This is a genomic window from Vibrio sp. EA2 (genome assembly GCF_033042495.1).
Lineage (GTDB): Bacteria > Pseudomonadota > Gammaproteobacteria > Enterobacterales > Vibrionaceae > Vibrio.
The window spans coordinates 538,747-559,552 of sequence record NZ_JAWLID010000003.1 but is presented as its reverse complement, the minus strand read 5'-3'; the positions used below and the strand labels follow the sequence as shown (position 1 = coordinate 559,552).

17 protein-coding genes are annotated in these 20,806 nt (G+C 44.5%); 8 read left to right on the top strand and 9 right to left on the bottom strand.

Going from position 1 to position 20,806, the window contains the following annotated elements; all coding sequences use genetic code 11:
• From RXX31_RS10525 to RXX31_RS10500, 6 genes are all read left to right on the top strand, one after another.
• A partial coding sequence (locus tag RXX31_RS10525; protein ID WP_317589229.1) for a beta-galactosidase occupies positions 1-2,470 on the top strand: 2,470 nt, incomplete at its 5' end.
• Positions 2,471-2,648: 178 nt separating this feature from the next.
• A complete protein-coding gene (locus RXX31_RS10520; protein ID WP_317589228.1) occupies positions 2,649-3,653 on the top strand; it encodes a substrate-binding domain-containing protein in 1,005 nt (334 codons plus the stop codon).
• A gap of 209 nt (positions 3,654-3,862) precedes the next feature.
• Positions 3,863-5,182: a paraquat-inducible protein A gene (locus tag RXX31_RS10515; RefSeq protein ID WP_317589226.1), complete on the top strand. Its 1,320-nt coding sequence runs from the start codon at positions 3,863-3,865 to the stop codon at positions 5,180-5,182.
• Positions 5,175-6,821 (top strand): intermembrane transport protein PqiB, encoded by a 1,647-nt coding sequence (gene pqiB / locus RXX31_RS10510; RefSeq protein ID WP_317589225.1) that lies wholly within the window; start codon positions 5,175-5,177, stop codon positions 6,819-6,821. The genes RXX31_RS10515 and pqiB overlap by 8 nt, the downstream gene beginning before the upstream one ends.
• Positions 6,821-7,390 carry a membrane integrity-associated transporter subunit PqiC gene (locus RXX31_RS10505; protein ID WP_317589223.1) on the top strand — a complete coding sequence of 190 codons (570 nt, stop codon included), beginning with the start codon at positions 6,821-6,823 and terminating at the stop codon, positions 7,388-7,390. The genes pqiB and RXX31_RS10505 overlap by 1 nt, the downstream gene beginning before the upstream one ends.
• 216 nt (positions 7,391-7,606) lie before the next feature.
• Positions 7,607-7,846 carry a hypothetical protein gene (locus RXX31_RS10500; protein ID WP_317589222.1) on the top strand — a complete coding sequence of 80 codons (240 nt, stop codon included), beginning with the start codon at positions 7,607-7,609 and terminating at the stop codon, positions 7,844-7,846.
• 71 nt (positions 7,847-7,917) lie between these two features.
• On the opposite strand, the gene RXX31_RS10495 is transcribed toward RXX31_RS10500, so the two are convergent.
• From RXX31_RS10495 to sohB, 8 genes are all read right to left on the bottom strand, one after another.
• Positions 7,918-9,756: an extracellular solute-binding protein gene (locus RXX31_RS10495; protein WP_317589221.1), complete on the bottom strand. Its 1,839-nt coding sequence runs from the start codon at positions 9,754-9,756 to the stop codon at positions 7,918-7,920.
• A 431-nt stretch (positions 9,757-10,187) separates the two neighbouring features.
• A complete protein-coding gene (gene pyrF / locus RXX31_RS10490) occupies positions 10,188-10,889 on the bottom strand; it encodes an orotidine-5'-phosphate decarboxylase (protein WP_317589220.1) in 702 nt (233 codons plus the stop codon).
• Between the two features lie 97 nt (positions 10,890-10,986).
• Complete coding sequence (lapB, locus tag RXX31_RS10485; RefSeq protein WP_317589219.1) at positions 10,987-12,162, bottom strand: lipopolysaccharide assembly protein LapB; 1,176 nt, start codon at positions 12,160-12,162, stop codon at positions 10,987-10,989.
• Between the two features lie 18 nt (positions 12,163-12,180).
• The gene (locus RXX31_RS10480) at positions 12,181-12,474 is read right to left on the bottom strand and encodes a LapA family protein (RefSeq protein WP_317589218.1); all 294 of its coding nucleotides are present in this window, start codon (positions 12,472-12,474) and stop codon (positions 12,181-12,183) included.
• A gap of 274 nt (positions 12,475-12,748) precedes the next feature.
• Positions 12,749-13,030, bottom strand: coding sequence for an integration host factor subunit beta (gene ihfB / locus RXX31_RS10475; protein ID WP_014232466.1), 282 nt, complete (start codon positions 13,028-13,030; stop codon positions 12,749-12,751).
• A 213-nt stretch (positions 13,031-13,243) separates the two neighbouring features.
• The gene (rpsA, locus tag RXX31_RS10470; RefSeq protein ID WP_317589216.1) at positions 13,244-14,914 is read right to left on the bottom strand and encodes a 30S ribosomal protein S1; all 1,671 of its coding nucleotides are present in this window, start codon (positions 14,912-14,914) and stop codon (positions 13,244-13,246) included.
• Between the two features lie 110 nt (positions 14,915-15,024).
• Positions 15,025-15,705, bottom strand: coding sequence for a (d)CMP kinase (gene cmk, locus RXX31_RS10465; protein WP_317589214.1), 681 nt, complete (start codon positions 15,703-15,705; stop codon positions 15,025-15,027).
• 222 nt (positions 15,706-15,927) lie between these two features.
• The gene (gene sohB / locus RXX31_RS10460) at positions 15,928-16,989 is read right to left on the bottom strand and encodes a protease SohB (RefSeq protein WP_317589211.1); all 1,062 of its coding nucleotides are present in this window, start codon (positions 16,987-16,989) and stop codon (positions 15,928-15,930) included.
• A 255-nt stretch (positions 16,990-17,244) separates the two neighbouring features.
• Here sohB and RXX31_RS10455 point away from each other — a divergent pair, with 255 nt between their 5' ends.
• Positions 17,245-17,991, top strand: coding sequence for a YciK family oxidoreductase (locus RXX31_RS10455; protein WP_317589209.1), 747 nt, complete (start codon positions 17,245-17,247; stop codon positions 17,989-17,991).
• Between the two features lie 130 nt (positions 17,992-18,121).
• Here the strand turns inward: RXX31_RS10455 and RXX31_RS10450 are convergent, their stop codons facing one another.
• Positions 18,122-19,750, bottom strand: a complete 1,629-nt coding sequence (locus RXX31_RS10450) for a methyl-accepting chemotaxis protein (protein WP_317589207.1) — start codon at positions 19,748-19,750, stop codon at positions 18,122-18,124.
• Positions 19,751-20,111: 361 nt separating this feature from the next.
• Between RXX31_RS10450 and imuA the strand changes: the two genes are divergently transcribed.
• Positions 20,112-20,804, top strand: coding sequence for a translesion DNA synthesis-associated protein ImuA (gene imuA / locus RXX31_RS10445; RefSeq protein ID WP_317589206.1), 693 nt, complete (start codon positions 20,112-20,114; stop codon positions 20,802-20,804).
• Positions 20,805-20,806: the final 2 nt, after the last annotated feature.

Here is a 20,806-nt window from a genome sequence, read left to right as displayed (position 1 = left end):
CGATGTGACCCTATTATCTAAGCCTCAATACTGCATCGAAGATGTTTTCATCACTCCAGATCTTGACGCCTGCTATCGCGATGGTTCTTTATCTATCGTGACCCATATTTCAGCGCCAGACACATACCAAGTTCAGGTGCAGTTATTTGATGGCGAGGAGGCAGTAACGAAACCTCGTATAGACAAGCCAAACAACCGCCGTATTGACGAACGCGGCTCATGGAATGACGTTGTATTTCAAACCCTGCACGTGAATGATCCACAAAAGTGGACAGCAGAAACACCAAACCTATATCGCCTTGTAGTCTCTCTACTGGACGAAAACGGCACACATCTGGAAAGCGAAGCCTACCAGGTTGGTTTCCGTAAAGTTGAGATCACCGATGGTCAACTGAAGTTAAATGGTCAACCACTGTTGATTCGCGGTGTGAACCGTCATGAACATCATCCTGAGCTCGGACATGTGATGACCGAAGAAGATATGATTCGTGACATCTGTCTAATGAAACAACACAACTTTAATGCGGTACGCACTTCCCACTACCCAAACCACCCTCGTTGGTACGAGTTGTGTGACCAATACGGCTTATATGTGTGTGATGAAGCAAATATTGAGACGCACGGTATGCAGCCGATGAAGCGTTTGTCGAGCGATCCTCAATGGTCAAACGCCTACATGAGTCGTTATACGCAAATGGTCATGCGCGACAAGAACCACGCTTCCATCATTATCTGGTCTTTGGGTAATGAGTCAGGTCACGGTAGCAACCATAACGCAATGTACGCGTGGTCGAAGGACTATGACCCGTCACGTCCTATCCAGTACGAAGGCGGCGGTTCAAACACCACGGCTACCGACATCATTGCACCCATGTATGCACGCGTAAATACAGTCATTGAAGACGAAGCCGTACCGAAATGGCCAATCAAAAAATGGATTTCATTACCAAATGAAACGCGTCCTCTTATTCTGTGCGAGTACGCTCATGCTATGGGCAACAGTTTGGGGAGCTTTAACGAATATTGGGATGCATTCCGTGAGTTTCCTCGCCTACAAGGTGGCTTCATCTGGGATTGGGTAGATCAAGGCCTGAGTCAATGGGATGAAAAAGGCGAACACTTCTGGGCATATGGCGGTGACTTCGGAGATGAAATTAATGACCGTCAGTTTTGTATCAACGGGCTAATATTCCCTGATCGCACCGTACATCCAACTTTAGAAGAAGCGAAATATTGCCAGCGGATGATCACCGTTTCACTACAAGAACAAACAAAGCAGCGCTGTACTCTTCTAGTGAACAATGAAAACCTTTTCCGCTCAACGGATAATGAGCAGCTAAACTGGTCACTCTTGGAAAATGGAAAAGTGATTCAGTCTGGCTCAATACTGCTGGATATCGAAGCCAACAGCCAAGCTCTGCTTGAGATAGAACTAAGCTTCGAAACAAAAGCAGAAGCTGTGTATTACTTAAACACGGACATTACCTTAATCAAAGAGACACCATGGGCTCCCGCGGGTCATGTTTGCGCGACAGAGCAACTTTCTCTACGTAACCGCTCTGGACTGACGATACCGAAACTAAAAGTACAACCAATCCCTTCTTTGATTCAACAAGATGATGCAATTTTGGTCTCGAGCTTAGACGAGAAATATCAATGGCGCTGGGATCGACACACCGGTTTACTGGTTGATTGGCAAGTAGAAGGCAAAGCGCAGATACTGGCAGCGCCGCAAGATAACTTCTTCCGAGCTCCGTTGGATAATGATATTGGCGTAAGTGAAGTTGACAACGTCGATCCTAATGCTTGGATATGCCGCTGGGACATGGCTGGTATTGGTCAGTGGGAGCGTGAATGTGTCTCTTGCCAAAGCGAAACGCTTGAGCAGGCCGTACAAGTAACCTCGATCTATGCTTACCACTTCAATGGAGACGTGCAAGCTATCACAACCTGGGTCCATACCCTGTATAATGATGGCAAAATCCAGCTGGACGTTGATGTGAAATTAGCGGATAGCTTACCACCGATGCCACGTATTGGGTTAGAAATGCAATTGCCTCTGCAAGAGCAAAATACGATGGTCGCGTGGCAAGGTTTAGGCCCGTTTGAGAACTATCCGGATCGTTTATCTGCTGCACGCTTTGGGCTGCATGCCCAAACGCTGAAACAAATGCACACACCTTATATATTCCCTACCGACAGTGGTCTACGCTGTGGTACGCGGAGTTTAGAAGTTAGTAACTTGATCATTTCCGGCGATTTCCAATTTAGCGTTAGCCAATATGCGCAAGATATTCTGGCTGAGGCGAAACACACCAATGAGCTAGTCAAAGAAGAAAAGATATATCTGCGCCTGGATCATAAACATATGGGTGTTGGTGGTGATGACTCCTGGAGCCCGAGCGTACATAAAGAGTTCCAGCTTACTGACAATCACTATGCATACCGAGTATCGTTTCAGCCCGCTTAGTAAGGCGAGCTAGACCCTTTATCATTTCAATCCCCAAACTCCGGTTTGGGGATTTTTTATTCAAATCAATCCATAATGAGTACAAAACCTTGAAACACCGTCACTATTCTTATCTCATTCATTGAGTTCCTACTGCCTTCATAGTTAAATAGCTGAAATTAAAGATTCTGAGTTCCCTATGGCTACCATCAAAGACGTCGCAAAAGAAGCTGGTGTTTCGATTGCTACCGCATCACGCGTGATCAATAACGCCCCTCATACCAGTGAAGCTGCCATTGTTGCAGTGAAAGAAGCAATGGAAAAACTGGGTTATCGACCGAATGCCAATGCTCGAGCTTTAGTCAGTAAATCTTCGAATGCGATTGGTGTGTTAGTCAACGACGTCTCAGCGCCTTTCTTCGGTACCATGGTTAAAGCCATAGACACCATAGCCAGTGAGCAAGAAAAACAACTTCTTATCGGAAGTGGATATCACGATGCAACCAAAGAGCGTAACGCAATAAACTTGCTGATTAACAGCCAGTGCGAATCTTTAGTCGTTCACAGTAAGGGGATGAGCGACTCAGAGCTTTGCAAGCTAGCAAAGGAAATTCCGGGTATGGTGTTAATCAACCGCATTGTTCCGGAGATTGCATCACGCTGTATCGCCTTAGATAACCATAAAGGTTCTTATATCGCTACCGAGCACTTGATTCGTAATGGACACAAGCACATCGGCTATATTTGCTCTAGCCATGATATCGAAGATGCGCGAGACCGACGAGAAGGTTATTTGGACGCTTTACGTGACAACGGTATCGATATTCGCGAAGAGTATATCGAGTATGGTGAACCTGACGAAACCGGTGGTGAGCAAGCTATGGTAAATCTGTTGGCGAAGAACATCCCTATTACTGCAGTAGCAACCTATAACGACTACATGGCCGCGGGTTGTATGACCCTGTTACAAGAAAACGGTATCAGAATCCCTGAAGATATGTCCGTGATTGGGTTCGATGATGGTCACATCGCGCGTTATATATACCCTCGCCTCACGACTATTCGCTACCCGATTCAAGTTATGGCCAATGAGGCAGTGAAGCTCTCTTTGCAATTGGTTAACGCGGAAGAAACAGAAAGAACCGAACACAAGCTCTTTATGCCTATCTTAGTCAGGCGTTCATCCGTGAGTAGTATTAAATAAACAGCACGTAAAACTCACGCTTTTTATAGGTTTAACCTAACTAACTTTGCGCTCAATTTATTTGTGCGCAAAATAAATCAACACATAAAATTTCCTACACCAATTGGTTACTATAATGCAAGTATAATTTGTGTTAAAAGCTTTGCCTTATATAAGTATCTACTGTAAAACAGAGTCTTGTTTGGACAAATGATTTACAATCCTATTCCATGAGTACTCAACCAAATTCAAGTCAGTTAATTTCATGTGAAGAATGTGGTCTCGTTGTCCGTGTTCCTGAGATAGAGCAAGGACAAAAAGCTCAATGCCCTCGCTGCTCCCATTCTCTTACTAAAGTTAACGCGAAACCCTATCAAAGCGTCATTGCCATTTCTTCGGCATGCTTGATCATGCTCGTACTCAGCATCTCGTTTCCATTTATGTCTTTCAGTGTGCAAGGCTTATCTCAAGAGATCACGTTACTGCACGCTGCAAAAATGCTGGCCGAATTCAAAAATATCCTGCTTGGTCTACTATTATTAGCAACGGTGGTTGTCCTGCCTACCATCTATGTGGGCTTAATTCTCTTTCTCCATTTTGAAGCATTGAAAACACTGAAACGCTCCCCCTCAAAAAAGCAACAGAGGATGGCGAAAGTCTTGTGTCGTATTCTGTTTAAAGTCGAGCCCTGGCTGATGGTCGACGTGTTTTTGATTGGTGTGTTAGTCAGTTTAATCAAAATTGCGTCGCTTGCGGATATCGGAATGGGAACCTCTTTCTGGGCTTTCTGCGTTTATACTGTTTTGGTCGTCAAGTGCATTTCGATGGTCGATAGAAGCTGGTTATGGGGTCACTTTATTCCTGCCGTAGAGGTGCCTGGAGTAGCAGAAGGTGATACCCACCACAATCACAATCATATTGGCTGCCATACTTGTCATCAGATAAACCGTATCGAAGATAAAGCCTGCATTCGCTGCAAAAGCCCGCTCCACAGATACAATCCTACCGACAACTTACAAAAAGCGTGGGCTCTACTTTTTGCGTCGATCGTTTTTTATATCCCAGCGAATCTCTACCCGATGATGTATACCGTTAGCCTTGGCCACTCAGAAGGCTCAACCATTATGGAGGGTGTGATTTTACTTTGGCACTTGGGCTCCTACCCAATTGCGATGGTGATCTTCTTCGCCAGCGTTTTCATTCCGCTGGCGAAAATGTTCGCCTTAGCTTGGTTGTACTACCAGGCTCAAAAAGCGCAGTACCTTCCACCAGAAGAAAGTATTTCACGCTTAAAGATATATCGCTTAACTGAATTTATTGGCCGTTGGTCAATGATTGATATTTTCGTCGTCGCTATTTTGGTTGCACTGGTTCAGTTGCAAAACCTGATGGCGATTTATCCCGGCCCTGCTGCGTTGTCATTTGCTGCAGTGGTTATTTTCACCATGCTCTCTGCCATGATTTTTGACTCACGCTTATTGTGGCAATCGCCACAGAATGATGTGCAAGAGCCGATGCCTGACTTAAAAGAGAAAGCCGAATATGAGTGATGAGAACAACACAACCGCTCAAATAAAACCGCAAAAGCAGGTTTCTGCTATTTGGATTGTTCCAATCCTTGCGCTAGTTATGGGGGCGTGGATGCTGTTTCAATACATCAACAGTACCGGCCCACAAATCACATTGCAGCTACCGACCGCCGATGGCATTGAAGCAGGCAAGACAGAGATAAGAGCGCTTAACGTCAAAGTCGGTGTCATTACCGAAGTCACACTCAGCGAAGATTATGATCACATCATCGCTAAAGCACAGATGAACAAAGATGCGGCGCGTATGCTGCGAGACGACACCATGTTTTGGGTCGTTAAACCACGCATTGGCCGTGAAGGCGTCTCGGGACTAGAAACCTTACTTTCTGGCGCTTACATTCAGCTACAGCCAGGTAAGTCAGAGGAAGAGAAAGACAAGTTTACCGTACTGGATGTTCCACCCGTTGCTGCTCCCGATGCAGAAGGTTTGCGCCTGGTATTAACTCACCGCGAAGCGGGAAAACTGGGGGTTGGCGATCCGGTTATCTTTAAAGGCTTTACCGTTGGCCGTGTAGAGAAAACCAGTTTTGATGTTGATTCCCGTCAGGCGCTTTATCAACTCTTTATCTTTAAGCCGTATGACAATCTAGTTCGTACACGCACCAAGTTTTGGCTCAATTCCGGCGTCGATTTACAACTCAATACCGAGGGCTTTGAATTAAAATTCGGTTCTCTTGAAAGCTTACTGACAGGTGGCGTAACTTTCGACTCCATTCCTGGCATGGACTCAGGTGAACCACTCACGGAAGAAATGGCGAGTTTCCGCTTATACGATGATGCTAAACAGCTTCGTGAAGGCATGTACGACGAGTACATTGAATTTGTTATGTTGTTTGATGAATCCGTCCGTGGTTTAAAAGCGAAAGCTCCAGTCGAGTACCGAGGCTTACGCATTGGCACAGTAATGCGCGTGCCGCTGCGTTTCCCGACTCAAGAAGAAAGTTTTTCAGTGAAAAGAATTCCGGTGTTAGTGCGTATCGAGTTAGGCCGCCTTTTTGAGCATTTTCATGCTGACTCTATGTCCGATTATGAAGACTTGCTGAAACAAGAGTTTGCTAAAGGTCTGCGTGGTACGCTGAAAACGGGTAGCTTGATTAGCGGAGCTTTATACATCGATACCGATTTCTACCCAGATGCAGAGAAATACGTACCAGACGAATTTTTGGGCCTCGAGGTATTCCCGACCATGCGGGGTGGATTTGCTCAGGTTCAGAGACAAGTGAATGACTTCCTGGACAAGCTCAACAATTTACCAATGGAAGAAACGTTAACCTCGCTGAATGAAACACTGAAAACCTCAGAGCGCACATTAGCGTCGGCTGAGCGTGTGGCTAGCAGTATCGATAAATTGTTAAGTCAAAAAGATACTCAACAGATCCCGGCGGACATTCGTCAGAGTCTGCAACAGCTACAAAAAACACTCGATGGTTACGGCCCGAACTCAACCATGTACAGCGAAATGGAATCTACGCTCAAGGAGCTCGAAAACGTGATGACAGAGTTTAAGCCTGTCCTTAAACAACTAAACGAAAAACCAAACTCACTCGTGTTTGGAGAAGACGAAACCAGCGATCCGGTACCTGTGAGAGGGCAAAAATAATGAAACGTGTATTTCTTTTAATTTCTGCGCTATTAGCAGGCTGTAGTAGCGCACCAGAAACGACAGGCTCAATGTATCTCTTACCGCAATCAGAGTCTCAGGTATCGAGTAGCTCAGTAGTGACTGAACGCCCTCTTCTCGTTGTTCGCCCTGTTGAGCTAGCCAGTTACCTGAATGACAGTGGAATTGTCTACCGCACGTCTGAGTCACAAATTATTCAGGCGAAACAGAATCATTGGGCGCAAAACATTTCAGAGCAAATTACCCAGCGAATCATCGCCGATCTGCGTCACAAGCAAAGCCATTACTGGCCAGTTAAAATGCATAGCCTCATTGACCAAAGTAGCGAGAACAAGCTGCAACTGAGTTTGAATAAGTTCAATGGTAATTACCAAGGTAATGCTGAGCTGGAAGGAGAATGGATGCTGATTAACGCCGATGGCAAAGTCAGACTTCGTTCTCAAGTCAGTATCTTAATGCCATTGCAGGATGACGGGTACGATGCATTGGTAAAAGCATTATCAGATGGTCTGAGTAACCTTACTGATAATATGGCCCAGCAATTTTAAGCCGCCAGATCAGGGCAAAATAATAGTAAGGGGAGCTAAATGCTCCCCTTCTGTTTTCATTCGCATGAATATCATTACAACCTAAGGTCAGTTTTGTGTACCGAACACATTGATCTTCGTCAGTTCATTATCTGAGCACTGGTGCTACTCTAGCGAAAAATATGACACTAGCGCCAACCGGTCAGTGTTGATTCAAAGAGAAATTTCAGAGTAGCAATGTCAATCACCATTTCAGACCTAACCAGTGCACTAAGTAAGGTTGAGAACGTTCATAAAGTGCAACTAGAAAATGTGCATCGTTTTTTAAAAGCCAACGAAGCTTTCTCGATTACAACGTTTGTTAATATCATCTCTAGTGATTCTATCGATGAACGTTTCAAAGCCATCGACCAAGCATTTTCTTCTTTAGGCGATGTAAAAACCTATCTTCTCGAAGCTTCTTATTTGGTTAGATAACAAGACGCATAGCAAAAAGTAAAAAGCCCTATCTCGTTGAGACAGGGCTTACATTTTAGTTGAAGCTAATACTACAACTTGTAACGGTCATCAACAACGCTAACTTCAGGGAATGTTTTTCCGTCGTTCATCGCCTTTTCCGTTTCTTTTTTCACGTCAGGATCAATCCAGAAGTTACCAATATCCATTGGATGAAGGATCCATTCTGTCGCTTTAGTCATGCCATCTTTTGGAATTTTCACCCAACGCCAATGAGCCACACGTGAATAAGGCACCATGTAACCAGGGACAATAATATTTGCTTTGGTCACATAGTCTTGAATCTGGTGGGACAGTTCATAACGTTTTTGCTGATCAAATTCAGAGTCATACGCTTCAATCAACTTATCCAACTCAGGGCTGCTGAAATTGGTGTGCGCGTTCGTCTGAGGTTTGTTCGCATTATCAGAGTGGAGGTATTCCCAGTATGCTGGAATCTCGCCTGAGCCCATGTTCAAGAAAGCCAGTTGATGTTTCTTCTCCAGAATATATTTAAACGCAGACGAACCATCGACCAAGTTAAGTGTAAACTCCAGACCCGCTAACTTCGCTTGCTCTTTGAGGTAAGCAATTCGTGGCGTCCATGAGTTGTAGCCATAAGTAATCGCAAAGCTCAAGCGCTGACCTTTGTCGTTCACACGAATGCCATCGGCACCAACAGTGTCAAACCCGGCTTTTTCAAAATGTTTAACGGCCGCAGCCACATCAAACTTCGGTGGCGTATTATTCGGATCGTCGTACTCACCATGCCCAAATCCAAGACCGTGTGGCTTACGGGAGTAGTCACCACGCATGATATTCTCGATCATACCGTCAAAATCGGTCGCAACCATGATACCTTTGCGCACCTCAAGGTTATCAAGCATCGGCATTGCCGTGTTCATCCATACACCACCAGCACCTTGTGGTGCTTGGTTGAAACCCCAATATTTCTCGATATAACCGTTTTTATATACATCGGTGTTGGTCTTATCGTGCCAATAGTTCGGCAACACCATTTCAAAGTAATCCAGGTTTCCTTTTTCAAAGTGCTTAAGCGCAATGTCAGGATCGCGAATGACAGTAATGCGGACTTTGTCTACGTTGTAACGGTTTTTGTAGTAACGGTTGTTGTAACCCCACCAATCTTCACCAACGTGCTTAAACGTAACACTTTTGCCTTTTTTCACTTTATCTAAGTAGTAGGCTGCTGCCGTCGGTTCCGCTTTGAAGTTAAACTTACGGACAAAGTTATCCGGCATACCGTCATTATTTTCGTCTTTTTCACCTTCGAAGAAATGTTTCGGGCGAGGCTGGAAACCATTACTCGGCATGTTGATCATCACCATCAGGGAGTCATGACTCTGAGCAACAGCAAGGTTCACTTGGATGGTATAGTCATCAATCTTTTCGACACTCACGATACTGTTGGTAAAGAAGTCATTGTACCAAGGGTCAATGATGTCTTTCGATGTGTAGTACTGCATCATAAAGACGTAATCGTCGGCAGTAATCTTCTCACCATCCGACCATTTTGCGGTTTCATCTAGCTGAAAATAAACCGTTTTATTGTCTTCACCAAACGCCCATGACTTAGCCAGTTGCGGAATCCATTTGCCCGTATTTGGATGGCGTTGCGCCATTTTTGGCGTACCATCCATTAAGTATTGGCGTAATCCTGAGTTTGCATCAGGACCAACACTACGTAATGTCTGTGGGAAGCTTTGAATATAAGTACGATAGGTGCCGCCGTGAACCGCTTCTTCTGAAGCAAATAGTGGCTCGTTATTGTTTGAGGTCCATTCAATATTAGCTGGCAATTCAGCCGCATTCAGCTGCAAGCTGGTCGCGGTTACTATTGCGAGTACTGAAAATGGCAGTTTCTTGGTCATTTTTCTTCCTTGTTATGATTTGCGATCTAAGGTAGATACAAGGAAGACCGTGAGTGAAGCTCACAAAATCCGCGAAGGCAGTCTCACGCAGATAGGAAAGTAAGAAGCGTATAATACGAAGTGACGTCCTGCCAACTTCTGCATTATTTTCAAAGAGATTCACCAGGTCATCCTAGACCTTACAACGCAGTAAATGCATCTCCGTCATAGTATTCGTAACCTATTTGTAACGCAACCCATCAATAACACCTGCTTGCATTTTCTGATTCTCACAGCGCTTTATGTTATCAAATTGTGACCGACATAGTGTTATGCCCTGGTTCAAAGTCGATTGACCGTAGAGCATTAAGCCTAAAACTTGCTAGCTTTAATAAAAAAGGTGAAGTATTACCACTTCACCTTTATAGACAACAAAACAATGAGTTACGTTGTTACATGTTCGCCAAGCTATCGTTAATTGACTTGAGTACCGCCGCTGGGTCAGTAGCCTGAGTAATAGGACGACCAATAACTAGGTAATCAGAACCGGCTTGGATTGCATCAACTGGCGTCATGATACGGCGCTGGTCACCTTGCTCAGAGCCAGCAGGGCGAATACCCGGAGTGACTAACTTAAACTCTTTGCCCAGCTCGCCTTTCAATAGCGAAGATTCTTGAGCTGAACAAACGACACCATCAAGGCCTGAGTTTTTCGTTAGTGTTGCCAGGCGAATCACTTGCTCTTGAGGAGCAACATTCAAACCAATCCCTGCCAAGTCACTCTGTTCCATACTCGTTAGCACAGTTACACCAATCAGCAATGGGCGATCTTTACCGTATGGTTCCAGAATCTCACGAGATGCCGCCATCATGCGTTCACCGCCACTTGCGTGTACGTTTACCATCCAAACGCCTAGCTCAGCCGCAGCACGCACGGCCTTTGAACACGTATTTGGGATGTCATGAAACTTCAAATCCAAAAATACAGAGAAGCCACGCTTGTGTAGCTCACGCACGAAATCAGGACCAAATAGCGTAAACATCTCTTTGCCGACTTTTAAACGGCATGACGCAGGATCAATGCGATCTACAAACGCAAGCGCATCCGCTTGGTTATCATAATCCAGTGCGACAATAACTTTTTGGTCGATCATTTCATCTCCTAATTATTTTCTTTCTTGCTATTTTTTACTTATTAAACATAAGGCTAAAAAAATGCAGCGGACAGAAAACCTGCCAGCTGCATTAAAATTATTCACCATCCAATCCACGGATTGGTTTGATCGTTCCCCACCCCTTACAAGATGGGCAATGCCAATACAGGGAATGGGTAGAAAAACCACACTTTCTGCATCGATAATGCGGTTTCACTTTTAACTGTTCACCAACCATGGCCTGTAGCGTTGAAAGACTGTCTTTTGCACGGCCATCTTCTGCCTCAGCAATATGGTAATCAATCAGACGATAGAAGCCTTTCATGGTCGGATTTTTCAGTAGCTGCTTGGTCAACAGCTCCTGTGCAGCTCCTACACTTTCGTGATGAGCAACGAGCTGTGCCAGCATCAATTCTGCAGACACACCCGCTTTTTTATCAATACAGGCGCGCAGGAATTCCACCAACTCATCTTCTTGTCCCAGGTGGTGGTAGCACTCGGCAATCGTAGGCAAAACATCACTAATAAAGTCTTTGTCTTGCTCCAGGATCGAAGTGAGATATTTAATAGTTTGTTTATAATCTTCTGACTCTAAATACATACGGCCCAAAGCAATACTGGCACGTACACATTTAGGATCTTCAGAGAGTGCTTTTTTAAAATGCTGAACTGCTTTGCTTTTGTTGCCATCAGCTTGGTCTAGCATGGCAATTTCACACCAGAAGTGAGCAATGTTTGCCCGCATCCGAGAGCGTTTGTTACTCACTTTTGCCAATTGGTTAGCGTAGTGAATCGCTTTTTCCCATTCACGCGTTTGCTGGTAAATAGTTACAAGCTGCTGAAGGGCACCGTCCCGATGCTCCGGCTCTTCCACTAATTGCTCGAATATCTTTTCCGCACGATCTAAAAAACCAGAAACCATGTAGTCTTTAGCGAGCTGCTGAAGAGCAAGGTTTTTCTGGTCAAGCGTCAAACCTGAGCGGGAGATAAGATTTTGGTGAATACGAATCGCTCGGTCCACTTCTCCACGAGAACGAAAAAGATTGCCCAGCGCAAGGTGAGTATCTATGGTTTCGTTATCAACTTGGAGCAACTCAATAAAGTGGTCTACGGCTTTATCTGATTGATCAGAGAGCAGTAAATTCAGACCCGTCATGTATTGACGAGAAATTTGATGTGATTGCTTCTGCTTGTCTTGTTGAGCGCTGCGATGCCCCATATACCAGCCATACGCAGCAGCTATAGGCAATAACAAGAAGAGTAATTCAAGCATTAAAGTGAAGCCTTATCCTTATGCCTGTTTGTCAATAGCAGGCTTAGCAGAGGTTTCTGCTTGAGCTGGCTCGTACTTTTTCAGTTTCTTTTTAAGACGTCGAACTTGAAGTTGAGTCTTTAATTGGATGCTAGCGAAGATTACCCATGCCAAAGCAAAGCCAACAACAAATACCACGCCTAGAAGCGTTGATAAGTGGAACTCTCCTTTTGCTAAAAGATAATTAAAAGCCACAACTTCTTGGTTTTGTGAGCCTAATGCTAATGCAATTAAAAAGAGAGCAAAAATAGCAGCGATTTTTATAATTTTCATATTACATCACCCTTAAAGGAGTAAGTAGGTCAGATTATGCAGTAAAATGTTTCTTCAGACTACGTATATTAGCAATAATCTATACCCAAGTAACCTCTAGAAACCCGGTTTGTAGACACACAATTAAAGTTAACACCTATCTAGGGCAGTAAATTTCTCAACTTAACGTGTCGGAAAATCATCCTGGTAAGGTAGATTGGCAAATGGCTTGGGTATATTACAAAAAAGCGGCATACACAAAAGTATGCCGCTTTTTCAAACTAATCAGAGAGCATTAGCCAATATTTACACGCTCACGAAGCTCTTTACCTGGTTTGAAGTGTGGGACGAATTTACCGTCTAGTTCCACTTTATCACCCGTTTTAGGGTTACGACCTACGCGAGGCTCACGGTAATGAAGAGAAAAACTACCAAAGCCGCGGATCTCGATACGGTCACCACTCTCTAATGTAGAGGCCATGTGTTCTAGAATATCTTTTACAGCATCCTCTACCTCTTTCGCTGATAAATGCGTTTGCTCAGCGCAGAGTCTTTCAATCAGTTCAGACTTAGTCATAGTTGCCCTCTTTGAGTATCTTTCTTACCCATTATAGTAAGTAATACTAATTCCAACAAACACTTGCTCGTATTTCTAGACAATTTTTACGCAAAGTATGCATGGAAGAAATGTCTTTTACTAAGATAGTTTACCGATATTAGTATTACTACTTTTTTTGCAATAAACATAAAAAAGGAGCCTTGCGGCTCCTTTTTTGCTTAAGCGAGTATATTATTCGCCTTTAGCTGCTTTGAAAGCGTCAGCCATTGCGTTACCGAATGCATTATCATCTTGCTTGTTGATAGATGCCATTGCTTCTTGCTCTTCAGCTTCGTCTTTAGCTTTGATAGATAGGTTGATTACGCGGTTCTTACGGTCTACACCTGTGAACTTAGCTTCAACAACATCACCAGCGCTTAGGATTAGAGAAGCATCTTCTACGCGATCGCGAGATACTTCAGAAGCACGGATGTAACCTTCAACGCCTTCTGCGATTTCAACAGTAGCACCTTTAGCGTCAACTGCAGTTACTGTAGCGTTAACTAGAGTACCTTTCTTGTTGTCAGCAACGTAAGCATTGAATGGGTCGTTTTCCATTTGCTTGATGCCTAGAGAGATACGCTCACGCTCAGCGTCTACTGCTAGAACAACTGCAGAGATCTCGTCGCCTTTCTTGTACTCACGTACAGCTTCTTCGCCAGCAACATTCCAAGAAATGTCAGATAGGTGAACTAGACCGTCGATGCCGCCTTCTAGACCGATAAAGATACCGAAGTCAGTGATTGACTTGATCTTACCAGTAACTTTGTCGCCTTTAGCTTGTGCTTCAGCGAATGACTGCCATGGGTTAGCTTTACACTGTTTCAGACCTAGAGAGATACGACGACGCTCTTCGTCGATTTCAAGAACCATAACCTCAACTTCGTCGCCAACATTAACAACTTTAGATGGGTGGATGTTCTTGTTAGTCCAATCCATTTCTGAAACGTGAACTAGACCTTCAACGCCTTCTTCGATTTCAACGAAGCAGCCGTAGTCAGTTAGGTTAGTTACGCGACCAGTTAGTTTGTGACCTTCTGGGTAACGCTTAGCGATTGCTACCCATGGATCTTCGCCTAGCTGCTTAAGACCTAGTGATACGCGAGTACGCTCACGGTCGAACTTAAGAACTTTAACTTGGATCTCGTCACCAACGTTAACGATTTCAGATGGGTGCTTAACGCGCTTCCAAGCCATATCAGTGATATGTAGAAGACCGTCAACGCCACCTAGGTCAACGAACGCACCGTAATCAGTAAGGTTCTTAACGATACCTTTAACTTCAGAACCTTCTTGTAGAGTTTCTAGAAGCTCGTCACGCTCAACACTGTTTTCAGATTCGATAACAGCACGACGTGAAACAACTACGTTGTTACGTTTTTGGTCAAGTTTGATAACTTTGAACTCTAGCTCTTTGTTTTCTAGGTGAGCAGTGTCGCGGATTGGGCGTACGTCTACTAGAGAGCCAGGAAGGAAAGCACGGATACCGTTTAGTTCAACAGTGAAACCGCCTTTAACTTTACCGTTGATGATACCAACAACAGTTTCAGCTTCTTCGTAAGCTTTCTCAAGTACGATCCAAGCTTCGTGACGCTTAGCTTTCTCACGAGAAAGTTGAGTTTCACCGAAACCATCTTCAACAGCGTCTAGAGCTACGTCTACTTCAGCGCCAACTTCAACTTCAAGTTCGCCAGCAGCGTTCTTGAACTGTTCAGCAGGGATAGCAGATTCAGACTTAAGACCAGCGTCAACAAGAACGAAACCGTTCTCGATAGCTACTACAGTACCTTTAACGATGCTGCCTTGTTGGAATTCTGTTTCGTTTAGAAACTCTTCAAAGAGTTGAGCAAAAGATTCAGTCATTTATTTAATCTTCAATAAATTAAACGTCCACGGGTATCCTACCGCATGGGGTTATTAAATTCGCCAGTCATCATCCTTGCGACCAACGCTCTTAGCCTAGTTGAGTATCGTTACTCAGCTAGCTTCGATTCGATATATTGTAGTGCCTTTTCTACCACTTCGTCGATACTCATCGACGTAGAATCTAGCACAAGCGCATCCTCTGCAGGGCGTAATGGCGCCACTGGGCGGTTACGATCGCGATCGTCACGCTCTTGGATCTCGCTTAAAAGGTCAGCAAATCTAACATCTAACCCTTTATCTTGCAACTGTTTAAGGCGTCTATTTGCACGCTCTTCTGCGCTCGCATCAAGGAAAATTTTCGCTTGTGCTTGTGGGAAGACAACCGTTCCCATATCACGACCATCGGCAACCAGACCCGGAGCCGTTTCAAAGGCACGTTGACGACGCAATAATGCTTCACGAACACGTGGCAGCGCAGCCACTTTAGATGCCGCCATCCCCGTTTCTTCTTTACGAAGCTCACCGGAGACATTTTCGCCTTCTAAGATAACCTTAACCAGGTCACCTTCAGCGATAAATTGAACATCTAGGTGTGTAGCCAGTGGGACAAGTGCATCCTCAGACTCAGTATCAACACCATGGTGAATAGCAGCGAGTGCAAGTACTCGATAAATCGCGCCAGAGTCTAAAAGATGGAAACCCAACTTTTCTGCTAGCAACATACACAAAGTGCCTTTACCTGCACCACTCGGTCCATCTACGGTTATAACCGGAGTTTGAGAGGACATGTTCTTCTCCACCTATTATTTCTTTTAGCAATTTGCTCGGTTTTCGAGGCGCGCATTATACGGGTAATTGCCTTCTGGAGCGAGGAAAAATGTCATTCAATGCATTACACTGCATGAACAACCTGATTCATAAGTAAATTTAAAAAATCAAATAAAAATGGCGAGAGCTCTCACCCTCGCCATGTTCAGATTGGATATCAGTTTTGTAGCAATGACGCTTGATTACACAATTGGCTTTTGACCACGCTCAGCCAATTTTAAGATGACACTGTCTGCCACTTTACCTGCAACACCCGCTAGCTTATCAGCCAGTTTTTTCTTCGGTACATAGTGAACAGATAATACGGTTTTGTCTTTGCATGCCGCCACAACGAGATCATCAGACGTGCATATTTCATCGACCAGACCACGTTCTTTTGCCTGTGTACCGAACCAGTGTTCGCCAGTTGCTACTTTCTCTAACTCTAGGCTTGGGCGGCGCTCACGGATGAAGTCTTTGAACAGTACGTGAGTTTCTTCTAGCTCTTGCTTGAATTTGTCACGTGCTTTATCGGTATTTTCACCAAACATAGTCAGAGTACGTTTGTACTCACCCGCGGTAAGTTGTTCGTACTCAATATCATGCTTTTTCAATAACTTATTAAAGTTTGGAATTTGTGCAATGACACCAATTGAGCCGACAATCGCAAACGGTGCCGAGACAATCTTGTCTGCGACACACGCCATCATATAACCACCACTTGCCGCGACTTTATCCACGGCGATGGTTAATGGCAAACCTGCCGCTTTAATTCGGTCAAGCTGAGAAGACGCCAAGCCGTAACCATGCACCATGCCACCACCAGACTCTAAACGCAGTAGGACTTCGTCCCCTTCACGAGCCACAGCCAAAATCGCGGTGACTTCTTCACGTAATGAGTTCACTTCTTTGGCATCAATGCTGCCTTTGAAGTCAAGAACAAAAAGGTGCGGTTCGCGTTTGCTATCTAGCTCGCCTTCTTTACTGGCTTGTTTGATCTCTTTCTCGCGGGATTTATTCTTTTCTTTTTCTTCTTTCTTGATGGCTTTATCACGAGCTTTGAGGAAAGCCTCATCGTGTAAATGATGCTCTAATTGCTCAACAGACTGCTTATGCTGCTCAGAAAGGTTGGTGATCTCGAGTTCACCTTTTGGCGCTCCTGACTTTCCACCAGCCGATTTAACAAGCACAATCAAGACAACGATTGCAGCAACAACGGTGACAATTTTGGCCAAAAATAGACCGTAATCTAATATAAATTCCAATGAGAGCTCCTTTATCTCACTCCAGCGAATATGTCGCTATGCTACACCGAAAAATCAGAGAGAAGGCAACTTGGTTTGTAACCAGTTGTTCTGATTGATAGCATACCTAACGGACGTTCTGGAATTGGTATAACATATGATTTGGTGTATTGTAACCATCTTGTCACGATTACCAAGATTTTCCATTGAGAAATCGGCGTAATTAACGCCAATTAACTATCATGGACCCACTTACAATAATAAGGATTAAACACCGTGGACTACTCCGTTTCAGCAGATGCCTTAAAAGATAAAGTCATTCTTGTTACCGGCGCAGGTAATGGTATTGGCCGTCAAGCCGCACTTTCATACGCAAAGCACGGTGCAACGGTGATTTTATTGGGCAGAAACGTTCAAAACCTTGAATCCATTTACGACGAAATTGAAGCCGCTGGTTACCCACAAGCCGCGATTATTCCTCTTGATTTAAAAGGGGCAACAAAGCAGAACTACATTGATATGGCAGAGACGATCGAAGGCCAGTTCGGACGCCTTGATGGTCTGCTACACAACGCGGGTGTGTTGAGCACTCTGTGCCCATTCGAACAGATCAATGAAGAAGACTTCGACGACATCATGCAAATCAACGTGAAAGCCGAAGTTCTGATGACTCAGGCTCTACTGCCTGTGATGAAAAAAGCGCAAGCAGGCCGTATTGTCTTTACCTCTTCTACCGTTGGTCACTCTGGCCGAGCTTTCTGGGGTCCATACGCGATCTCGAAATTTGCAGTAGAAGGCATGATGCAAGTCCTGGCTGATGAGCTAAGTGACACACCAATGCGCGTTAATGCGATCAACCCAGGTGCAACACGTACTCGCATGCGAGAAAAAGCCTACCCTGGTGAAGATGCAAACTTGCTGAAAACACCACAGGATCTGATGCCGTTGTATCTGTACCTGATGGACCCAAGTGTGACTGATGTGAATGGTCAGTGTATTGATGCGCAACCGAAGCGTAAATAATTCGCTCACTCTAGACATAAGCGATTAAAAAGGCAGCCAACGCTGCCTTTTTTCATTTTAATTGACAGACAACACACCCAACTATCCGCGCCTAATTGTCGGTACGGTGAGCAGCAGTGAGGTCACTTAGCTATAACCTAAATACGCCCATGCGTTCTTTTAAGTTGTGAGCAAGACTACTTATCTGCTGACATGCGACTGCCGTTTGAGAAGCACCTTCTGCCATTTCAGTGGAAGCACTATTAATATGCTCCACACTTCGGTTTAACTCTTCTGAAACCGAGTTCTGCTCGCTACATGCTGTCGCAATATGTGTACTCATTTGAGCGATATTATCTACCGAGTGTTCAATTTTGTTTATTTGACTGCCCGCTTCATTCACCTGACCAACACAAAGCGCAATCCCTTCCTGACACTCTTTACTCGATTGCCCCATTTTGCTGGTGTTTTGTTGCAGCTGATTCACAATATCAATGATCTGAGACGTCGAGTCTTGCGTTCGCTGCGCTAACGAACGAACTTCATCCGCAACAACCGCGAACCCACGTCCCTGCTCTCCAGCCCTTGCCGCTTCGATTGCTGCATTCAGTGCCAATAAATTAGTCTGCTCAGCAATACCACGGATAACATCGACGACAACATTAATATTGTTTGAACTTGATTCAAGCTCCTGCGCCATATCATCTGAATTCTGGATCGTTGCTGAGACTCTCTCTATCACCGCTATCGTTTGCTGCAGTGTTTCGGTTCCCTGTTTTGCCACTTCTGAAGCAGAATAAGCAGACGTCGCACCAACCTCAGTATTTTGTGCCACTTCGCTTACCGCGGCCTGCATTTCCGTCATCGCGGAAGCGACAGAGCTCAATTCGAGCTGTTGGTTTTGCATGCCAGATGCCGTCTGTGAAGAAATCGCACTGACTTCTTCTACTGCTGCAGTGAGCTGGATGGTTGAGTCGTTGATTTCTGACACTAATGAATGCAAGTTTGATTGCATGGTTCCAAGTGATTTAAGTAAGTGACCAAGCTCGTCTTTGGTCAACTCACTCTCATTAATCTCGTTGTTCAATTGGCCTTTGGCAATGTTTGCGGCGAATTTCAACGCACGATCAATAGGACCACAAATTGCGCGAGACAATAGCAAAGCAGACAATATCATCACCGCGATAATGCTTAACGCCCCGATCCCTGCACTCAGCTGTGTTGCAGACGCTTCATTTTTAACGTCACTCCCAATGTTTTCCACCGTTTTGTCGTTCAACTCTAACGAGCTATCTAAGCTCTGCAGCGCTTTTGAATAAGTAGGGAAACTCGACAAAATAAGGTCATTGGCACCTGCAACATCGCCTTGTTTTAATAGCGCATTGTAAGAATCCGTTTCCGCGATATATTGATTCCATGTTTGTTTAAATATTCTAAATGAGGCGGTTTCTTGTTCGTTAAGACCGAGCGATTCATAAGCAGCAATACCGGACTGTACATCCTGACGCCATTGGTCAAGATCGCTTAACCACTGTTCTATTTTGGGATTGCCACTGTTTGGTAGCAAAGAGAACTCATCCTTACGAATTTTCGTTATATCAACTTGGATACCTTTCAGAAGCGCTACCGACGGTAAGCTTTTATTCGTGAGGGTTTCAATATTTTTATTTAAGCTCAATAAACTCAGTATCAACATGATTGATACAATTACAAAAACTATAAATACCATTAAATAGCTTAACGATATTTTCTTAACAACACTTAAGTTCTTGATATTCATATCTTCCTCACGAAGGTCTTATCCAGTATTTCATTTTTGTACACTTCCTGTGTGCCTTTATGTTCAGTGTGCCTGCTTATTGGTGGCAGCATAACCATACCCAGTGCATCGGCAATGCTGACCATATCTTAAGTAACAAATCATCTAACCTTCGTTCCGGTTGCTAACTTCTGGGCGTAAGGCGTTGTATTAAAAACAATCTCTTTCGCAAAAAAAATTTGAAAAGATCGCTGAGGCGTTAATCCCGTTCACTTAAAGTGAGTGGCATTACCGCACTCGCTGCTTTTTTATTTTTCTCGCCACAAAAATCTTGCTACTTTTCACCATAGAAATATACTGTACATACATACAGGTATTTATTATGCAAGATATTATTCAGCACTTAAAAAGCCAACATCTTGTTTGGCAGGCAAATTTAACCAAAGCGGACTCGCATCAGTTCCTCAACAGCTCCGGCTTTCCAGAACTGGACACGCTGCTGGGTGGAGGTTTTCCACCGCATGGGGTGATCGAGATGGAATCGGTAGGCAGTGTCGGTGAATTGCGTCTGCTCGCGCCTTATTTACGATCCTCTTTGACCAGAGGTGTCACCGCGTTTATTCAGCCACCCGCTCTGATGAATTCACTCTTTCTGCACAGTATCGGCCTGGATATTAACCAGGTCTGGGTCATTACACCGGAGCACCAGCGTGATGCGCTCTGGACCGCAGAGCAGTGCCTGAAAAGTGGCGTATGTACCAATGTATTACTGTGGCAAGAAGAGCTTGAGATCCATCAGGTCAAACGTCTTCAAGTCGCCAGTGAGCAAGGTTCTTGCCCTCTGTTTATGTTGAAACCAGTCCGGGCAAACCGTCTATCTCTGCCTGTGTCACTCAGCCTCAAAGTACAAGGGAGCGAGAAAGGTGTCAGCATTGAGGTGTTAAAACGCAAAGGTGGCTGGAGTAAAGGCCAAGTCGAGATTAACTTCCGGCCTCATTACCCACAACTGGTTGTTCCAACTAAGGAAGATACTCCGTCGACAGTTGTGAGTTTTCCACTGTTAAATCAAGGGTAATG

Bases quoted from the DNA above. Each gene is read 5' to 3' on its own strand.
- RXX31_RS10520 (WP_317589228.1), top strand. From the start codon at position 2,649: ATGGCTACCATCAAAGACGTCGCAAAAGAAGCTGGTGTTTCGATTGCT.
- RXX31_RS10515 (WP_317589226.1), top strand. From the start codon at position 3,863: ATGAGTACTCAACCAAATTCAAGTCAGTTAATTTCATGTGAAGAATGT.
- pqiB (WP_317589225.1), top strand. From the start codon at position 5,175: ATGAGTGATGAGAACAACACAACCGCTCAAATAAAACCGCAAAAGCAG.
- RXX31_RS10505 (WP_317589223.1), top strand. From the start codon at position 6,821: ATGAAACGTGTATTTCTTTTAATTTCTGCGCTATTAGCAGGCTGTAGT.
- RXX31_RS10500 (WP_317589222.1), top strand. From the start codon at position 7,607: ATGTCAATCACCATTTCAGACCTAACCAGTGCACTAAGTAAGGTTGAG.
- RXX31_RS10495 (WP_317589221.1), bottom strand. From the start codon at position 9,756: ATGACCAAGAAACTGCCATTTTCAGTACTCGCAATAGTAACCGCGACC.
- pyrF (WP_317589220.1), bottom strand. From the start codon at position 10,889: ATGATCGACCAAAAAGTTATTGTCGCACTGGATTATGATAACCAAGCG.
- lapB (WP_317589219.1), bottom strand. From the start codon at position 12,162: ATGCTTGAATTACTCTTCTTGTTATTGCCTATAGCTGCTGCGTATGGC.
- RXX31_RS10480 (WP_317589218.1), bottom strand. From the start codon at position 12,474: ATGAAAATTATAAAAATCGCTGCTATTTTTGCTCTCTTTTTAATTGCA.
- ihfB (WP_014232466.1), bottom strand. From the start codon at position 13,030: ATGACTAAGTCTGAACTGATTGAAAGACTCTGCGCTGAGCAAACGCAT.
- rpsA (WP_317589216.1), bottom strand. From the start codon at position 14,914: ATGACTGAATCTTTTGCTCAACTCTTTGAAGAGTTTCTAAACGAAACA.
- cmk (WP_317589214.1), bottom strand. From the start codon at position 15,705: ATGTCCTCTCAAACTCCGGTTATAACCGTAGATGGACCGAGTGGTGCA.
- RXX31_RS10450 (WP_317589207.1), bottom strand. From the start codon at position 19,750: ATGAATATCAAGAACTTAAGTGTTGTTAAGAAAATATCGTTAAGCTAT.
- imuA (WP_317589206.1), top strand. From the start codon at position 20,112: ATGCAAGATATTATTCAGCACTTAAAAAGCCAACATCTTGTTTGGCAG.